This window comes from Mycolicibacterium sp. 624, from assembly GCF_040548615.1.
Classification (GTDB): domain Bacteria; phylum Actinomycetota; class Actinomycetes; order Mycobacteriales; family Mycobacteriaceae; genus Mycobacterium.
This window is the reverse complement of the sequence record NZ_JBEPRZ010000002.1, coordinates 1,123,290-1,138,675: the sequence shown is the minus strand read 5'-3', so window position 1 is coordinate 1,138,675 and position 15,386 is coordinate 1,123,290. Positions and strand designations below refer to the sequence as shown.

Sequence of the window (15,386 nt, the reverse complement as noted above, 5' to 3'; positions counted from 1 at the left end):
ACACGATGGGTGACAAGGTGCTACGGACCACGTGTCGTACCGTCGCGATCGGGTCGGGGGCGGTGCTGCTCGCGGGCTGCTCGTTCGGCGGCCTCAACTCGCTGGACATGCCGGGCACCGCCGGCCACGGCAAGGGCTCCTACACGATCACGGTGGAACTGCCGGACGTCGCGACGCTGCCGCAGAACTCGCCGGTGATGGTCGATGACGTCACAGTCGGCAGCGTGTCGGGCATCGATGCCGTTCAGCGGCCCGACGGTACGTTCTTCGCTGCGGTCAAGCTGTCGATGGACGGCAACGTCGACCTGCCGGACAACGCGACAGCGACGGTCGCACAGACCTCGCTGCTGGGCTCGCAGCACGTTGCACTGGCGAGTCCAGTGGGCAAGGCCTCCGAGGGCAGACTTCGGGAGGGTTCGAACATCCCGTTGTCGCAGACCGGTCGCTATCCGACCACCGAAGAGGTGCTCTCATCGCTCGGTGTCGTGGTGAACAAGGGCAATCTCGGTGCGCTGCAGGACATCACCGACGAGGCCTACGCCGCCGTGGCTGGTCGCGCGGGTAGTTTCGTCGACCTGATCCCGAGACTGGCCGAACTGACCGGGTCCCTGGACAAGCAGACGAACGACATCATTGCCGCGGCCGACGGGCTGAATCGGTTCGCCGGCATCCTGGCCCGCAGCAAGGACAACCTCGGTCGCACACTCGACACCCTGCCCGAGGCGCTCACGGTGCTCAATGCCAACCGCGGCCACATCGTCGATGCCTTCACCGCACTGCGCACCTTCTCCGGAGTCGCGTCGAAGGTGCTGTCGGGGATCAGGGATGACTTCTCGGCGGACTTCAAGGATCTCTACCCGGTCGTGAAGGCGCTCAATGACAATGCGGACGACTTGATCTCGGATCTCGAGTTCCTGCCGACGTTCCCGTTCCACTACAAGTACCTGCGGAACGCGGTCCGGGGCGACTACCTGAACGTGTTCGTGACGTTCGACCTCACGGTGCGTCGCCTGGGTGAGTCGGTGTTCACCACGTCAAAGGGCTTCGACCCGAATATGAAGCGCCTCGACGAGGTCATCAATCCGCCGGACTTCCTCACTGGAGCCATGTCGAACCTGTCCGGACAGGCCGCCGACCCGTTCAAGATTCCCGCGGGTACGGCGACGCAACACGGAGAGGCACCGTAAATGCGGGAACGACTCATTCGGATGCAGCTCGCGATCTTCGCGGTCGTGACGGTGCTGTGTGTCGGCGCGATCGGGGCGTTCTACCTGCACGTGCCGTCGGCGCTCGGCATCGGGTCCTACAAGGTGGCGGCGCACTTCGTCGCTGGCGGCGGGCTGTATGAGAACGCCAACGTCACCTACCGTGGCGTGACGATCGGGCGGGTCGAGTCGGTGGGGCTGTCGAAGGACGGCGTGGTCGCGGGCATGCGACTGAACACCGAGTTCCCCGTGCCGGAGAACGTCACGGCGACGGTGAAGAGCGTCTCGGCCATCGGCGAGCAGTACATCGACCTCGTGCCGCCGGAAGATCCGTCCGATGCCAAGCTGCGTGATGACTCCGTCATCGACGTCAGTCGAACGGCCATCGGTCAGGACATCTCGAGCCTGCTGACCCAGGCCGACAACCTGGTGAACAGCATCGGCGACACCCGCATCCAGGATCTGCTCCGCGAGTCGTTCAAGGCATTCAACGGTTCCGGGCCCGAACTGGCGCGAATGATCGAGTCCTCGAGGGCACTCGTCGACGAGGCGAACGCCAACTACGGGCAGACCACCCAGCTGATCGATCAGATCGGTCCGTTCCTGGACGCCCAGATTCGCAGTGGCGACGACATTCGGTCGCTGGCCGACGGCTTGGGGCGATTCACCGCCGAGGCCGCCAACGCCGACCCGCAGCTGCGAGACGTGCTGCGGACCGTGCCCGGCGCCACGGAGGCCGCCAACACGACGTTCGACGGGATTCGGCCGAACTTCCCGATGCTGGCGGCCAACCTCGCCAACGCGGGCCGGATCGGCGTCATCTACCACAAGTCGATCGAGCAGGCGCTGGTGATCTTCCCCGCGCTGATGGCCGCACTCGTCACCGTCGGTGGTGGGCTGCCCGCCGACGAGGGCGCCAAGCTCGACTTCAAGGTCGATCTCGGAGATGCGCCGCCATGCCTGACCGGGTTCATCCCGCCGACCCAGGTTCGCACCCCCGCCGACACCACGCTGCGTGACCTGCCGACCGACCTGTACTGCAAGACGGCGCAGAACGACCCGTCAGTGGTGCGTGGCGCGCGTAACTACCCGTGCATGGAGTTCCCCGGCAAGCGCGCACCGACCGTGCAGCTGTGCCGCGACCCCGTCGGTTACGTGCCGATCGGCACCAACCCGTGGCGCGGCCCGCCGGTGCCCTATGGCAGCACGCCGATCACCGACCCGCGCAACATCGCGCCGGCCAACAAGTTCCCGAACATCCCGCCGTACGCGGATTACGATCCGGGGCCGCCTGCGGTCCAGCTTCCACCTGGGGTACCGCCCGGTCCGGGACCTGCGCCGCACGCGCCGTTCCCGCTGCCGTACCCGCCGAGTGACCCGGGTGCACCGCCGCCGCCGTGGCCGTTCTTTGCGCCGCCGGACCAGGTCCTTCCGCCGTACGCCCGGACGCCACCCGGGGCTCCGGCTCCGGCGCCGCCACCCGGCCCTCTGCCTGCTGAGGTGCCCCCGCCGGCACCGATGCCTGCCGAGGTGCCGCCGGCACCGATGCCCGCTGAGGCGCCTCCAGCGCCGCTGGCCAGCGGTCCGGCGACCACCACGTACGATTCGAGGACTGGTGTATTCGCCGATCCCAATGGCGGAACGGGTGTCCTGGCCTCGGGCTCGGAGAAGTTCGTTCCCGCTGAGACGTGGGTCGATCTGATGATGGATTCAAGGCAGGCATGACAGAAGAGCACGAGGCTTCGGGCGACTCCGCGACTGAGACGCCCAAGCCGGCAATCGGTGCTGCGCGGCGACGGGCGTCGCGCGCCGCCGGGCCCGCGGGAGGTGCCGTCGGGGAGGCCCCCGCCGGCGTACGCGTCGAGGCACCGGCGACGGTGCGCCAGCGGGCTGCCGGACGTCCCGCAGCACCGCCACCGCGCAGGCAACCGCACCGCAGTCGCGTCGCCGCGATCGCACTGGGAGTGGGCGCCGTCGCGGTCGCCGTGCTGGCTGGTGTGGCACTGCTGCTGGCTGATCAGCAGCGCGATGCGCGAGCTGAGATCGAGCGGGACCAACGTTTCGTCGACACCGCCCGCCAGACGGTGGTGAACATGTTCAGCTACGACCAGAACACCATCGACGAGAGTGTGAACCGCTTCGTCAACGGCACCAGCGGCCCGCTACGTGACATGTTGAGCCAGTCCAACAACGTCGACAATCTCAAGGCGATCTTCCGTGACACCCAAGCAACGTCGGAGGCGGTGATCAGCGGTGCGGCACTGGAGAAGGTCGACGACGTCGCCGGGAACGCATCCGTGTTGGTGTCGGCCCGTGTGACCGTGACGGATATCGACGGGGTCAACAAGCCGTCCCAGCCGTACCGGCTTCGCCTCATCGTGCACGAGGACGACAATGGCCATATGACCGGCTACGACCTCAAGTACCCGGACGGCGGCAACTGATGGGTCGGTGGACCACCAGGCTGGTGGTGTTCGTCGGTGCTGTCCTGGCGCTCGGGTTCGTGGTGCTCAGCGGCGCCGGTGGCTACCTGTACTGGAATCGGATGCAGGCCAACGCCGAGCGGCAGACGGCTGCAGAGTTGGCACCGCTTGCCCAACAACAGATTCCGCTCGTGTTCGGCTACGACTATCAGACCGTCGAGGGAAGCCTCAACCAGGCCGCGCTGTTGCTGACGCCGGACTACCGCAGAGAGTTCGACGAGCGGGCCACAAAGGACATCATCCCGCAGGCGCGTGAGCGTCAGGTGATCTCGCAGGCGAATGTCGTCGGAGTCGGCGTGCTTGACGCGCAACGCAATTCGGGAAGCGTTCTGGTGTTCATGAACCGCACGGTGACCGACAAGTCCAAGCAGCCCGTGTATGACGGCAGCCGGCTGCGCGTCGACTACGAGAAGGTCGACGGGCAGTGGAAGATCCAGTACATCACGCCGATCTAGCCCCGATCAGGCGTCCGCGCTTGAGGATCTGTCGTCGTGCGTGTCGGCGAGTGCATCGAGAAAAGCCCTAGCCCACCGGTCCACATCGTGTGCGAGCACCTGTCGGCGCATCGCACGCATCCGGCGACGGCCCTCCTCGGGGTCCTGGTTCAGGGCCGCCTCGATGGAGTCCTTCACGCCGTCCAAATGGTGCGGATTGGTCAGGTAGGCCTGCCTGAGCTCGGCTGCGGCCCCGGTGAACTCGCTGAGCACCAATGCGCCACCCAGATCGCTGCGGCAGGCCACGTACTCCTTGGCAACCAGGTTCATGCCATCGCGTAGCGGAGTGACGAGCATGACGTCGGCGGCGACGAAGAACGCGATCAGTTCCTCCCGCGGCACCGGCTTGTGCAGGTAGTGCACCACCGGGTGCCCCACTCGTCCGTACTCGCCGTTGATGTGGCCGACCTGACGCTCGATGTCCTCGCGCATCGCGATGTAGCTCTCGACGCGTTCGCGGCTGGGCGTGGCCAACTGCACCAGAACGGTGTCGTCGCGGTTGGCCCGACCCTCCTCGAACAACTCGGTGAGCGCCTCGAGGCGCACGTTGATGCCCTTGGTGTAGTCCAGCCGGTCGACGCCGAGGAGCACCTTGCGCGGATTGCCGAGTTCGGCGCGGATCTCGCGGGCCCGCTGCCGGACCCGCCTGTCGCGGGCCTTGCCGTCGAGTTCGGCGGAGTCGATGGAGATGGGGAATGCGCCGACCTTCACCGTGCGGAAGCCCACCTGGACCTCACCAAGCCGAGATCGCACGCCGACGCTGGCTCGCGAGGTCTGTGCACCGGTGAGCCGGCGCGCCAGGTACATGAAGTTCTGGGCGCCGCCGGGCAGGTGGAATCCGACCAGGTCCGCGCCGAGCAGACCGTCGATGATCTCCGTGCGCCACGGCATCTGCATGAACAGTTCGATGGGCGGGAACGGGATGTGCAGGAAGAAGCCGATGGTGAGGTCGGGACGCAGCATTCGCAGCATCTTCGGGACCAGCTGCAGCTGATAGTCCTGGATCCACACGGTCGCGCCCTGGGCGGCGGTCTTCGCCGTCGCCTCGGCGAAGCGCCGGTTCACGGCGACGTAGGTGTCCCACCAGCGACGGTGGTAGATCGGTTTGACGATGACGTCGTGATAGAGCGGCCACAGGGTGGCGTTGGAGAAGCCCTCGTAGTACTCGGCGACGTCGTCTGCCGACAACCGCACCGGCAGCATCGTCAGGTCGTCCTCGACGATGGGTTCCTCATCACCGTCGGTGATGCCAGGCCAGCCGATCCAGGCCCCGCGCCGCCGCCGCAAGAGCGGTTCCAGCGCGGTGACCAGCCCTCCGGGGCTGCGTTTGTACGTTGTGGTGCCGTCGGGAAGCCGCTCCATGTCGATCGGCAGCCGGTTGGCGACCACCACGAAGTCGGCGTCCCCGATATCCCCAGTGCTAGCGGGGATCTCGGAGTCGCCGTCTCCTGAGGTCACTACGCGTCTTGCTTTGCCGGCCCGATACCCAGCATCGACAGGAAGACGCGGCACTCGTCAGCATCGGTGGCGTACGCAGCGACAACTCGCCTGGCCTGACGGGCGGTGCTGTCGGCCAAGGGCTCCACGTCGCCGAGTTCGGCCGGATCAGATTTAGCTGCCATGACGCAATTCTAGGCGAACTCCGGGCGACTAGACGATTCGCCGGAGTTCGACCGTGAATTAGGAGACGCCGTGGACGGTCGGGCTGCTGCCCACCGACGACGTGGGAGGCACGTACTGCGGGGCGTCCTCGGCCAGGCCGATGCACTGGCCGCTGTTGGCGCCGGTGCACGGGATACCGTCGATCTCCGGGATGTCGGGGTTGCCGGCGATGCTGCCGAAGGGGGAACTCGGCACGGTGTGCGGCACGCAGACACCGGTGAACTGATCGGGCTCCTCACCACCGGAGCAGGCCATCGGCGCGGCCGGGTCCGTCGAGGGCCCGGCGAACGCGGCAACCGCGGGAGCCGCGGCGACCGCGAGCGCGAATCCACCCGCAATGATCAGTCGTCGAGCTGAGATCTCCAAGATCGCCATCGTCACGCTTTCTTCCGTAATTGACCGAGCCGTGGAGTGGATTCTATGGAAACTGAAAGGAATCTGCACAACTTCTTCGAGTTCCCTGATCACACAGCGCGTGAGGTACGGCCAGCGTGAGGTTGCGACGAGGCTCCAGGCCCGTCTGTAGAGGGCTAGGAGACGCCGTGAACGGTCGGGCTGCTGCCCACTGAGGACGTCGGAGGAACGTACTGTGGCGCGTCCTCGGACAGGCCGATGCACTGGCCGGAATTGGCGCCAGTGCAAGGGATGCCATTGATCTCGGGAAGGCCGCCGGCGGGTGCGGTCGTGCCGAATTCCGGCGAGTTGGGCACCAGATCGGGGGTGCACACTCCGGTGAAGGTGTCGGTGGACTCCCCGTTGGGGCAGTCCGCAACAGACGGTGCCGCGACGGAGGGTGCCGAGAGGGCGACAAGCACGGGTGTTGCCGCTACCGCCACAGCGAATCCCGCTGCGAGGACCATTCGTCGTGCTGAGATCTCAAGGCTCGCCATCGTCGTGCTTCCTGTCGTTGAGGTACTGCCAAAAACGATACGCTGACGAACCCCTTTTCATCGGCTGAAGTTCGACAAAAGTGGTGCGTATGTGCCATTTCTGTGAGTGCGCTGACAGGCCACTGTGGCGTTGCTGGCCAAGTGATGGCAGCGGCGCGCCTATGCACCGGTCACCCGCCGTGGTTCGATGACGAGAACGTGTTTCAGTTTTGTTGGCACGGATGGACTAACCCGAATTGATGCGGAGGACAGCGGTGCAGATTTCGTTGGCGGATCGGACGTTTCTGGTTACGGGCGGCGGCAGTGGGATCGGCAAGGGCGTGGCAGCCGAGGTCGTGGCCGCGGGCGGTGACGTCATGCTCGTCGGGCGCAACGCCGACCGCCTGGCCGCCGCAGCCGACGAGATCAACGCCGCGTCCGTCGACGGCAGCGGCACGGCGCGATACGAGCCCGCCGACGTGACCAACGAGGACGAGGTGGCCCGGGCTGTCGCGGCGGCGACCGCGTGGCACGGTCGGCTCAACGGTGTCGTGCACTGCGCAGGCGGGTCACTGACCATCGGGCCCATCACACAGGTGGACTCCGAGGGCTGGCGTCAAACCGTGGATCTCAACGTCAACGGCACGATGTACGTGCTCAAGCACAGCGCGCGGGAGATGGTCCGCGGTGGCGGCGGCTCGTTCGTCGGCATCTCGTCAATCGCATCGAGCAACACCCACCGCTGGTTCGCGTCCTACGGTCCCAGCAAGGCGGCCGTCGACAACCTGATGATGCTGGCGGCCGACGAACTCGGTGCGTCCTGGGTGCGGGTCAACGGCATCCGTCCCGGCCTGATCCGGACGGACATGGTTGCGCCCATTCTGGATTCGCCGGAGATCAGCGCCGACTACGCGGCCTGCACGCCGCTACCGCGCCCGGGTGAGGTCACCGACATCGCCGGTACGGCTGTATTCCTGCTCAGTGACGCGGCTGCGTGGATCACGGGACAGGTGCTCAACGTCGATGGTGGGCACTGCCTGCGGCGCGGCCCGGACATGTCGTCGATGCTCGAACCGGTCTTTGGTGCAGACGGCCTGCGCGGCGTGGTCTCCTAACGCATCGGGCTGGCGCCGCCCGCCTCCCAGGCCGACAGGGCGCCCACCGCGGACCAGTCCAGCGCGCCGCCTCCGTTGGCCAGCAGGGTCAGGAAGCGATCGCGCAGCAGGCTGGCGATCGGCAGCGGCACCTGCAGGTCCTCCCCGGCCTCCAGCACCAGTCGGACGTCCTTGAGTCCGAGCGTGGCGGCGAACCCGGCGGGCTCGAACTCCTCGCGGGCGATCAAGCCGCCGTAGACCTGATACGCCGGTGCGCCGAACAGTGTCGAGGTGAGGATCTCCACGTAGGTCTGCTTGTCGACACCGGCCTTGCCGATCAGTGCCATCGCCTCGCCGAGCGACTCAATGACCGACGCGATAAGGAAGTTGCCGGACAGCTTCACCAGGTTCGCGGTGCTCGGCTGCTCGGCGACGACGAAGGTGCGCTGCCCGAGCGCGTCGAACACGGGTGAAAGGGTCTGTAGCAGTTCGGCTTCACCGGCGGCGACGATGAACAGCTTGCGGGCGGCCGCGGCCTCGGGGCGGCCGAAGACCGGTGCGGAGACAAATCGCTGACCCGCCTCGGCGTGCGCCTCGGTCAGGCGCTTGGCGAGGTCGACGCTGATCGTCGAGCACGAGACGTGCACGGCCCCGGGGCGCAGCAAGGAGAGGATGCCGCTGTCGCCGAACGTGACGGCCTCGACCGCCTCATCGTTGGCGAGCATCGAGATCACGGCGTCACCGCGACAGGCCTCGGCGACGGTGTGAGCCGGCCGTGCGCCAACGGCAACCAACGCGTCGACCTTGGCCCTGCTGCGGTTGTGCGCAGTGACGGAGTGACCGGCCGTCAGCAGGTTCTCCGCCATCGCCGCGCCCATGTTGCCCAACCCGATGAATCCCATGTCCATGGCTCCACTTCTACTCTGGGAGCGTGAGGTTCTCGACGACGATGTTCATCGACGGCAACAACACCGGCATCGAGGTGCCCGCCGACGTCGTGGAGGCGCTCGGCGCGGGTAAGCGGCCGCCTGTCGTGGTGGACGTGAACGGGTACCGGTACCGCTCGACCGTCGCGCCGATGGGCGGCAGGTTCCTGATCCCGTTCAGCGCTGAGCGCAGACGGGAGTCGGGCATCGGTGGAGGAGACGCTATCGATGTCGAGTTGGTGGTCGACACCGCGCCGCGCATTGTGGAGGTGCCCGACGATCTTCGGGCAGCCCTGGACGCATCACCCGGTGCGGCGGCCGCGTGGGCGGCGCTGTCCTACAGCAATCAGAAGGCACACGTGACGTCGGTCCTGGGGGCCAAGGCGGAACAGACCCGGGCACGTCGGATCGCCGCGGTGGTCACCAAGCTCGCGGGCTGAGCGCTTCGGCGACTATCCGGGTGCCGGCTATCAGGGTGCGGAGCCGGGGCAATACGCCTGCACCGCGAGGCTGCCGAACGTCGCGAGGTCGTCGACCTTGGTCCACTCGGTGGCGTTCTTGACGTGTAGTAGCGCCGTCTCGACCGAACCGCCGCGGCCGAGCACATCGCAGGTCGAGTGCGCGAGGTCGATCGCATCGGCCTTCGACGTGATGGGCAGCCGCTTATCGCGGACCGCATCGATGAACAGCTCGTCGATCTGCTTGTCGTTGTCCGTACCGGGGCCGGGTTCGGCGACGGCGGGGACGGCCCACCCGGTGGCCGCACCGGCCGCGACGAGCAGCGCGGCGGCGACGTGTTTGCTTCTCATCTGTCTCCCTGTCGCGTGTCAGTCCAGCGGCCAGGGTACGCCAGCAAAGGTCAGGTGTGGGCTTGGGCGACCTGATGTACCGCGTTGACAATGCCCTGATAACCCGTACACCGGCAGAAGTTTCCCGACAGGCCCTCGCGGATCTCCTCCTCGGTGGGCGCAGGATTGTCGGCCAGCAACGCCGTGATCGACGTGACAAAGCCTGGCGTGCAGAACCCGCACTGCAGTCCGTGGCAGGCCCGCAGCGCCGCCTGCACAGGGGACAACTCGCCATCGGCGGAGGCCATGCCCTCGACCGTGGTCACCTCCTGCCCATCCACCTGGACCGCGAAGATGAGGCATGACCGCACGGCCTGACCGTCGAGCAGCACCGTGCAGGCCCCGCACGCCCCGTGCTCACAGCCGAGATGCGTGCCCGTCAGACCGCAGTTCTCGCGCAGATAGTCCGCGAGCGTGACGCGCGGTTCGACCGTGCCACCGTAGGGGCGGCCATTGACCGACACCTGGACTGGAAGTTCATGCATCGAGTGCCTCCGTGATCGCGTCCGTCCAGGCGCGTGCCACCATCGCGGCGCCGACGCGCGTGCGATAGGACACGGACCCCTGCAGGTCCTTCGGGACGGCGTGCAGCCCCGACATTGCCAGCGCACCGATCTCATCGGCGTGCAGATCGCTCGCCGGCCGGCCGAGCACCGCCTCCTCGGCCGGTGTGCCGCGCTCGGGGGTCGAGCCCAGCCCGAGCAGTCCGACACCGCAGCGGGTGACGCGGTCGTCGTCGTCGAGTTGCACGGCGACCGTCGCGCCCGCGATGGCGAAGTCGCCGTGGCGCCGGGCGTACTCGTGTACGGCGAACCCGCAGCGGCCCGACCACACCGGGAAGCGCACCGCGGTGAGAACCTCGTCGGCGGCCAGCGACGTCTCCCACAGGCCGGTGAAGAACTCTGCTGCCGGGATCTCACGGGACCCGCGCGATGAGGCCGCCTCGATCGTGGCATCGAGCGTCAGCGCCACCGCTGCGTACTCGCTGGCGGGGTCGGCGTGTGCGATGGCGCCGCCGAGCGTGCCCCTGGTCCGGATCTGGAAGTGTCCGATGTGGGGGGTGGCCAGCGTCAGCAGGGGCACTGAGTCGGCGACCTCGTCGTCCATGCCGACGAACGCGTGCGGGGTGGCTGCACCGATGCGCACCTCGTCACCTATGAGGTCGATGCTGCGCAGTTCCTCAACCCGCGAGATGTCGACCAGGTTCTCGAAGTGGGTGAGACGCATGGCGAGCATGGCCACCAGGCTCTGGCCGCCAGCCAGAATCTTGGCCTCGTCGCCGTACTCCGCGAGCAGTTTCACTGCACCGTCGACGCTGTCGGCCCTGTGATAGGCGAACGGGGCGGCCTTCATGACAGCAGCCGCAACAGGGCGGCCTGCAGATCGTCGGCGAGCACACCGGCTCCAGATGCGGCTCGGCGCCTGCGCCGGCCGACGAGGTAGCCGAGGGCGCCTGCCGCCGCGGCCGCGGCCAACAGAGGGCCGAATCGCTTGGCGACCGGCAGGGCGACAACCTTGAGCAGATCGACGGAGTCGCCGGCACCGGCCTGCGGTGCGGCCGCGGCCCGGGGTGCTGAGGAACCGTTCTGCGATGCCGCAGGATCGGGTGCCGCGCCGCCGAGCAGCTCGGCCTCAAGGCTCTTGGCGAACTGTGCGATCAGGTTGCCCGAGACGTCGGCCAGCACGCCGCGGCCGAACTGGGCGGCCTTGCCCGAGATCGCCAGATCGGTGGTGATCGCCACATGGGTTGCGTCGCCCTCATCCTTGAGCTGGGCGGTGACGAGTGCCGCGGCGGTGCCGTTGCCACGCGTCTCCTTGCCCTCGGCCTTGAGCACGATCCGCTGCGCGGTGGCGTCCTTCTCCTGGAATGACGCAACACCCTTGTAGGACACCGTGATCGGGCCGACCTTCACCTTGACGGCGCCGGTGAAGTCGTCGCCGTCGACCGACAACAGGGTGGCGCCGGGCAGGCAGGGCGCGACGCGCTCGACGTCGGTGATGAACTCCCAGGTCTTCGCGGCGGGGACCGCGACTCGGAACTCGTTGTTCAGTTCCACGGTTAGTGGTCCTTTCGGGCTGCTTGGTCGATGAGGTCGACGATCGTGGCTGGGCTTGCGGGAAGTTGCGTGACCGTGACGCCCAGCGGTGCGAGTGCGTCGTTGATGGCGTTGATGACCGCGGGCGGTGATCCGATGGCGCCGCCCTCGCCCGCGCCCTTGTATCCGCCGATGCCAGGGCCGGGTATCTCGACGTGGCCGAACTCGATGGGCGGCACCTCGGTGGCCGTCGGCAGCAGGTAGTCGACGAACGTGGAGGCCACCGGGTTGCCCGCGTCGTCGTAGGCGAGGTGTTCGAGCAGCGCGCCACCGATGCCCTGCACGGTTCCGCCCGCGACCTGACCCTCGACGACGTTCGGGTTGATCATCGGTCCGACGTCCTCACTGACGATGTAGCGGGTCAGCGTCACGTGCCCGGTCGTCACGTCCACCTCGCACGTGCATGCGTGAGTGGCGTTGGCCCAGTGGATCATCGCCTGGGAGTTGAACCGCGCCGTCGCCTCCAAAGTGGGTGACACGCCGCCGAGTTGGCCGGGTTCGTAGTACGAGCGGTAGGCGATGTCGGCGAAGCTCGCGCTCTTCTCCGGATCGTCGCGGACGCTCGCCTGCGAGTTCGCGAGCACTATGGCGGTCGGGTCGGCGCCGAGAATCTGGGCCGCGATCGCGATGATCTGATTGCGCAGGATGGTGCCCGCCTCGTTGACCGCACCCGCCGTCATCGGCGCGCTGCGGCTGCCCTGGGTGCCCGCGCCGTACGGCGTGACCGCGGTGTCCCCCTGGATGGTGGCGACGTCATCGATGTTGGCGCCCAACGCATCCGCGGTGAGCTGTACGACGGTGGTCTCGATGCTGTTACCGCTGGATCCGCCGTTGACGTAGACGTTGACCTTGCCGGTGGACTCCATCCGGATGGTGGCGCCCTCGGTGGCGAGGTTGCCCGTCGCGGCGCCCGTCGGCTCGATGTAGGCGGAGAAGCCCAGCCCGAGGTAGCGGCCCTGCGCCAGGGCCTCGGCCTGCTCCTTGCGGAAGCCCTCGTGGTCGAGGATCTTGACCGCCTGCTCGAGCGTGTCCGACGGTGCGACGTTGTCATAGGGCATGCCGTTGGGATTGAAGAACGGCATCTCGTCGCCGCGCAGGATGTTGATGCGCCGAAGCTCGAGGGGATCCATGCCCATCTTGCGGGCCGCGCAGTCGAGAAGGATCTCGCGCGTGAGGGTCTCGTACTGCCACGGGCCGCGGTAGGCGTGCAGTCCCGGAGTGTTGGAGAACACCGTCTTGTAGTTGAAGCTGGCCTTCGGCACCCGGTAAGGACCGGGGAAGAACATGCCGATGGCCGCCGTGGTCAGCACCGGGTACGGCGTCGGGTAGGACCCGACGTCCTGGACGAAGTCGATATCGGCGGCCAGGATCCTGCCGTCGGCGTCGAAGGCCATCCGCACTGTGCCGTCGACATGGCGGGACTGGCCGGCCGACATCAGGTTCTCGCGCCTGTCCTCGATCCACTTCAACGCGGTGCCTGATCGCGCGTTCGACGTCGCGGCGCAAACCTTGCGTGCGGCCAGCAGAATGCACATGTCCTCGCGCATCGGCACGACCTTCTGGCCGAACGCGCCGCCGGTGTCACGCATGATGACCCGCACGCCCTGGGCGGGGATGCCCAGCAGGCGGGCCGAGAACGCACGCAACTCATGCGGTGTCTGGGTGGATGCCCAGATGGTGAGTTCATCTGTGGCCGAGGTCCATTCGGCCACCATGCCGCGGGTCTCCATGGGCACCGGGACGTACATCTGCTGATAGATGTGCTCGGTGACGACGTGCGCGGCGTTGGCGAAGACCTCCTCGTCGGGCGGCATACCCGCCATACCTCCCGCGACGTTGTCGGGGTAGGCGTCGTGCACGACGGGGATACCCGCCTCGGCGCCCCCCACGGCTTTGCGGAAGTCAGCGATCGCAGGCAGCGGCTCGTAGTCGACGTCGACGAGGTCGACGGCGTCCTCGGCGACGTAGCGGCTGTCGGCGATGACGAGGGCGACCGGGTCGCCGACGAACTTCACCTCGCCCTCAGCCAGGGGCGGCCGGGGTGTGTCGGGGACGTCCTTGCCTGCGACGGCGTGCCAGGCCTCCTTCACCGCGGGGTTGATGTCCTGCGCGGTGAACACGGCGTGCACGCCCGGCAGGGCCAGCGCCGCCGCCGCGTCGATACCCCTGATGGTGGCTCGTGCGAAGGGGCTGCGCACGAAGCAGGCGTGCAGCATCCCCGGCCGCGAGACGTCGTCGACGAAGGTGCCCTTGCCGGTCAGCAGGCGGGTGTCCTCGACCCGCGGGACCCGGGTCCCCGAGTAGCGGGTCGCGACAGGCCCCTCAGCTGTTGAAGTAGCTGATGAAGAGGCGGTTGAAGTCACGTCTGCACTCCCTCGAGCTTTCGCGTGTAAGTGTCGGCCGTCACATTCTCGGCAAGTTTGATTATCGTACAAGAGAAGGACGATTCCAAAAAGGGAGAGTGGCGTTACCGCATGTCGAGCCCGGTGTTTGCGGCAGTTCTGGATGCCTCGTGGTGAATCCGGCCATCGATCTCGGTAAGCGGCCGGCCACCACCGCCCCATCGGCGCGCGATGATCTCGCCGATGATCGACACCGCGGTCTCCTCGGGCGTGCGCGCGCCCAGATCCAGGCCGATGGGGCTGGACAGCCGGTCCAACTGGGACTCGGTCAGGCCCGCCTCCCGTAGGCGCGCGAGCCGGTCGAGATGCGTCGGCCGCGAACCCATGGCGCCCACATAGCCGACCTTCGACAACCGCAGCGCCACCTCAAGCACGGGGACGTCGAACTTCGGATCGTGGGTGAGCACGCAGATGGCGGTGCGTTCGTCGAGTGTCCCCGCGGCGACCTGGCCGCGCAGGTAGCGGTCCGGCCAGTCGACGACGACCTCATCGGCGGCAGGGAAGCGCGCAGGTGTGGCGAAGACCGGCCGGGCGTCACACACCGTGATCCGGTAGCCGAGCAGCGCCGCCTGTCGGGTCAGTGCCGCCGCGAAGTCAATCGCCCCGAACACCAGCATCCGGGGCCGCGGGGCATGGCTGGCGACGAACACCTCCATGCCCTCGCCCTGACGCTCTCCGTCGGGACCGTAGGTCAGCACGTCGGTGCGGCCAGCGCCGAGGAGGCCGCGGGCATCGTCGGCGACAGCGGCGTCAGCACGCGCAGACCCGAGCGTGCCGTCGACCGTGCTCTCGCCGATCACCAGCCTGCGGCCGACCCGCTGCGGGTCCGGGTGTGTGATCACGGTGGCCACGGCCGTGGGCCGGTGTGCCGCGATATCGTCGGCGATCGCCTCGAGTTGGGGGAACGTTGAGCGTGAGACCGGCTCGGCGAAGATGTCGATGATGCCGCCGCACGTCAGTCCCACGGCGAACGCGTCATCGTCGGTGATGCCGTAGCGCTGGAACTGCGGATACCCGTTCCGGGCCACTTCGCCGGCCAGTTCGTAGACGGCGGCCTCGACGCAACCGCCCGAGACCGAGCCCGCCACGGTGCCGTCGGGCGCGACCACCATCGCCGCGCCGGCCGTCCGGGGGGCGGACTTGATGGTGCGCACAACGGTGGCCACGCCCGCCGTGCCGCCGTTTCGCCAGACCGCCAGCACTTCGTCCATCACGTCGCGCACAGCAGAAGTGTATGTCCGGGGGCGACGCCGGCGCCTGATGGCCTGAGCGACTGCTCAGCACGCGCCCACGGTCCCGCGTGCCGG

General features: G+C 67.6%; 17 protein-coding genes. 6 read left to right on the top strand and 11 right to left on the bottom strand.

What is annotated here, in order from left to right; translation table 11 throughout:
- Positions 1–5: 5 nt before the first annotated feature.
- From ABIA65_RS12570 to ABIA65_RS12555, 4 genes are read left to right on the top strand one after another with little or no spacing between them, the layout of a single operon-like run.
- Positions 6–1,187: an MCE family protein gene (locus tag ABIA65_RS12570; protein ID WP_241405464.1), complete on the top strand. Its 1,182-nt coding sequence runs from the start codon at positions 6–8 to the stop codon at positions 1,185–1,187.
- Entirely contained in the window at positions 1,188–2,930 is a 1,743-nt protein-coding gene (locus ABIA65_RS12565) for an MCE family protein (protein ID WP_241403006.1), read from the top strand. It begins immediately after the preceding gene.
- Entirely contained in the window at positions 2,927–3,649 is a 723-nt protein-coding gene (locus tag ABIA65_RS12560) for an Rv1363c family protein (RefSeq protein WP_241403007.1), read from the top strand. The genes ABIA65_RS12565 and ABIA65_RS12560 overlap by 4 nt, the downstream gene beginning before the upstream one ends.
- Complete coding sequence (locus tag ABIA65_RS12555; protein ID WP_241403008.1) at positions 3,649–4,143, top strand: Rv1363c family protein; 495 nt, start codon at positions 3,649–3,651, stop codon at positions 4,141–4,143. Before ABIA65_RS12560 ends, ABIA65_RS12555 begins: the two co-directional genes overlap by 1 nt.
- Positions 4,144–4,149: 6 nt before the next feature.
- Here ABIA65_RS12555 and ABIA65_RS12550 read toward each other — a convergent pair whose 3' ends face one another.
- The 4 genes from ABIA65_RS12550 to ABIA65_RS12535 form a co-directional block, all read right to left on the bottom strand.
- A complete protein-coding gene (locus ABIA65_RS12550; RefSeq protein WP_241405465.1) occupies positions 4,150–5,613 on the bottom strand; it encodes an alpha,alpha-trehalose-phosphate synthase (UDP-forming) in 1,464 nt (487 codons plus the stop codon).
- Between the two features lie 26 nt (positions 5,614–5,639).
- Complete coding sequence (locus ABIA65_RS12545) at positions 5,640–5,804, bottom strand: hypothetical protein (RefSeq protein ID WP_241403009.1); 165 nt, start codon at positions 5,802–5,804, stop codon at positions 5,640–5,642.
- 58 nt (positions 5,805–5,862) lie between these two features.
- On the bottom strand, positions 5,863–6,219 hold the full coding sequence (locus tag ABIA65_RS12540; protein WP_241405466.1) for an intersectin-EH binding protein Ibp1: 357 nt from the start codon (positions 6,217–6,219) through the stop codon (positions 5,863–5,865).
- 155 nt (positions 6,220–6,374) lie between these two features.
- Positions 6,375–6,734, bottom strand: coding sequence for an intersectin-EH binding protein Ibp1 (locus tag ABIA65_RS12535; RefSeq protein WP_241403010.1), 360 nt, complete (start codon positions 6,732–6,734; stop codon positions 6,375–6,377).
- A 254-nt stretch (positions 6,735–6,988) separates the two neighbouring features.
- On the opposite strand from ABIA65_RS12535, the gene ABIA65_RS12530 reads away from it, so the two are divergent.
- Positions 6,989–7,828, top strand: a complete 840-nt coding sequence (locus ABIA65_RS12530) for an SDR family oxidoreductase (RefSeq protein WP_354523689.1) — start codon at positions 6,989–6,991, stop codon at positions 7,826–7,828.
- Here ABIA65_RS12530 and ABIA65_RS12525 read toward each other — a convergent pair.
- Positions 7,825–8,715: an NAD(P)-dependent oxidoreductase gene (locus ABIA65_RS12525; RefSeq protein ID WP_354523688.1), complete on the bottom strand. Its 891-nt coding sequence runs from the start codon at positions 8,713–8,715 to the stop codon at positions 7,825–7,827. The two genes, ABIA65_RS12530 and ABIA65_RS12525, sit on opposite strands and share 4 nt — an antisense overlap.
- A 23-nt stretch (positions 8,716–8,738) precedes the next feature.
- Here ABIA65_RS12525 and ABIA65_RS12520 point away from each other — a divergent pair, with 23 nt between their 5' ends.
- Positions 8,739–9,173, top strand: coding sequence for a YdeI/OmpD-associated family protein (locus ABIA65_RS12520; protein WP_241403013.1), 435 nt, complete (start codon positions 8,739–8,741; stop codon positions 9,171–9,173).
- Between the two features lie 30 nt (positions 9,174–9,203).
- Here ABIA65_RS12520 and ABIA65_RS12515 read toward each other — a convergent pair whose 3' ends face one another.
- The 6 genes from ABIA65_RS12515 to ABIA65_RS12490 all read right to left on the bottom strand — a co-directional run bounded on the left by ABIA65_RS12515 (position 9,204) and on the right by ABIA65_RS12490 (position 15,302).
- Positions 9,204–9,542, bottom strand: coding sequence for a DUF732 domain-containing protein (locus ABIA65_RS12515; RefSeq protein ID WP_241403014.1), 339 nt, complete (start codon positions 9,540–9,542; stop codon positions 9,204–9,206).
- A 50-nt stretch (positions 9,543–9,592) separates the two neighbouring features.
- Complete coding sequence (locus ABIA65_RS12510) at positions 9,593–10,066, bottom strand: (2Fe-2S)-binding protein (RefSeq protein WP_241403015.1); 474 nt, start codon at positions 10,064–10,066, stop codon at positions 9,593–9,595.
- Positions 10,059–10,934 carry an FAD binding domain-containing protein gene (locus ABIA65_RS12505; protein WP_241403016.1) on the bottom strand — a complete coding sequence of 292 codons (876 nt, stop codon included), beginning with the start codon at positions 10,932–10,934 and terminating at the stop codon, positions 10,059–10,061. Before ABIA65_RS12505 ends, ABIA65_RS12510 begins: the two co-directional genes overlap by 8 nt.
- A complete protein-coding gene (locus ABIA65_RS12500) occupies positions 10,931–11,638 on the bottom strand; it encodes an SRPBCC family protein (protein WP_354523687.1) in 708 nt (235 codons plus the stop codon). The genes ABIA65_RS12505 and ABIA65_RS12500 overlap by 4 nt, the downstream gene beginning before the upstream one ends.
- Before the next feature lie 2 nt (positions 11,639–11,640).
- Complete coding sequence (locus ABIA65_RS12495; RefSeq protein ID WP_354523686.1) at positions 11,641–14,040, bottom strand: xanthine dehydrogenase family protein molybdopterin-binding subunit; 2,400 nt, start codon at positions 14,038–14,040, stop codon at positions 11,641–11,643.
- A 104-nt stretch (positions 14,041–14,144) separates the two neighbouring features.
- A complete protein-coding gene (locus tag ABIA65_RS12490; protein ID WP_354523685.1) occupies positions 14,145–15,302 on the bottom strand; it encodes an XdhC family protein in 1,158 nt (385 codons plus the stop codon).
- Positions 15,303–15,386: the final 84 nt, after the last annotated feature.

Excerpts from the sequence above, each read along its gene's own strand:
- ABIA65_RS12570 (WP_241405464.1), top strand. The coding sequence starts at position 6 with ATGGGTGACAAGGTGCTACGGACCACGTGTCGTACCGTCGCGATCGGG.
- ABIA65_RS12565 (WP_241403006.1), top strand. The coding sequence starts at position 1,188 with ATGCGGGAACGACTCATTCGGATGCAGCTCGCGATCTTCGCGGTCGTG.
- ABIA65_RS12560 (WP_241403007.1), top strand. The coding sequence starts at position 2,927 with ATGACAGAAGAGCACGAGGCTTCGGGCGACTCCGCGACTGAGACGCCC.
- ABIA65_RS12555 (WP_241403008.1), top strand. The coding sequence starts at position 3,649 with ATGGGTCGGTGGACCACCAGGCTGGTGGTGTTCGTCGGTGCTGTCCTG.
- ABIA65_RS12545 (WP_241403009.1), bottom strand. The coding sequence starts at position 5,804 with ATGGCAGCTAAATCTGATCCGGCCGAACTCGGCGACGTGGAGCCCTTG.
- ABIA65_RS12540 (WP_241405466.1), bottom strand. The coding sequence starts at position 6,219 with ATGGCGATCTTGGAGATCTCAGCTCGACGACTGATCATTGCGGGTGGA.
- ABIA65_RS12535 (WP_241403010.1), bottom strand. The coding sequence starts at position 6,734 with ATGGCGAGCCTTGAGATCTCAGCACGACGAATGGTCCTCGCAGCGGGA.
- ABIA65_RS12525 (WP_354523688.1), bottom strand. The coding sequence starts at position 8,715 with ATGGACATGGGATTCATCGGGTTGGGCAACATGGGCGCGGCGATGGCG.
- ABIA65_RS12515 (WP_241403014.1), bottom strand. The coding sequence starts at position 9,542 with ATGAGAAGCAAACACGTCGCCGCCGCGCTGCTCGTCGCGGCCGGTGCG.
- ABIA65_RS12510 (WP_241403015.1), bottom strand. The coding sequence starts at position 10,066 with ATGCATGAACTTCCAGTCCAGGTGTCGGTCAATGGCCGCCCCTACGGT.
- ABIA65_RS12505 (WP_241403016.1), bottom strand. The coding sequence starts at position 10,934 with ATGAAGGCCGCCCCGTTCGCCTATCACAGGGCCGACAGCGTCGACGGT.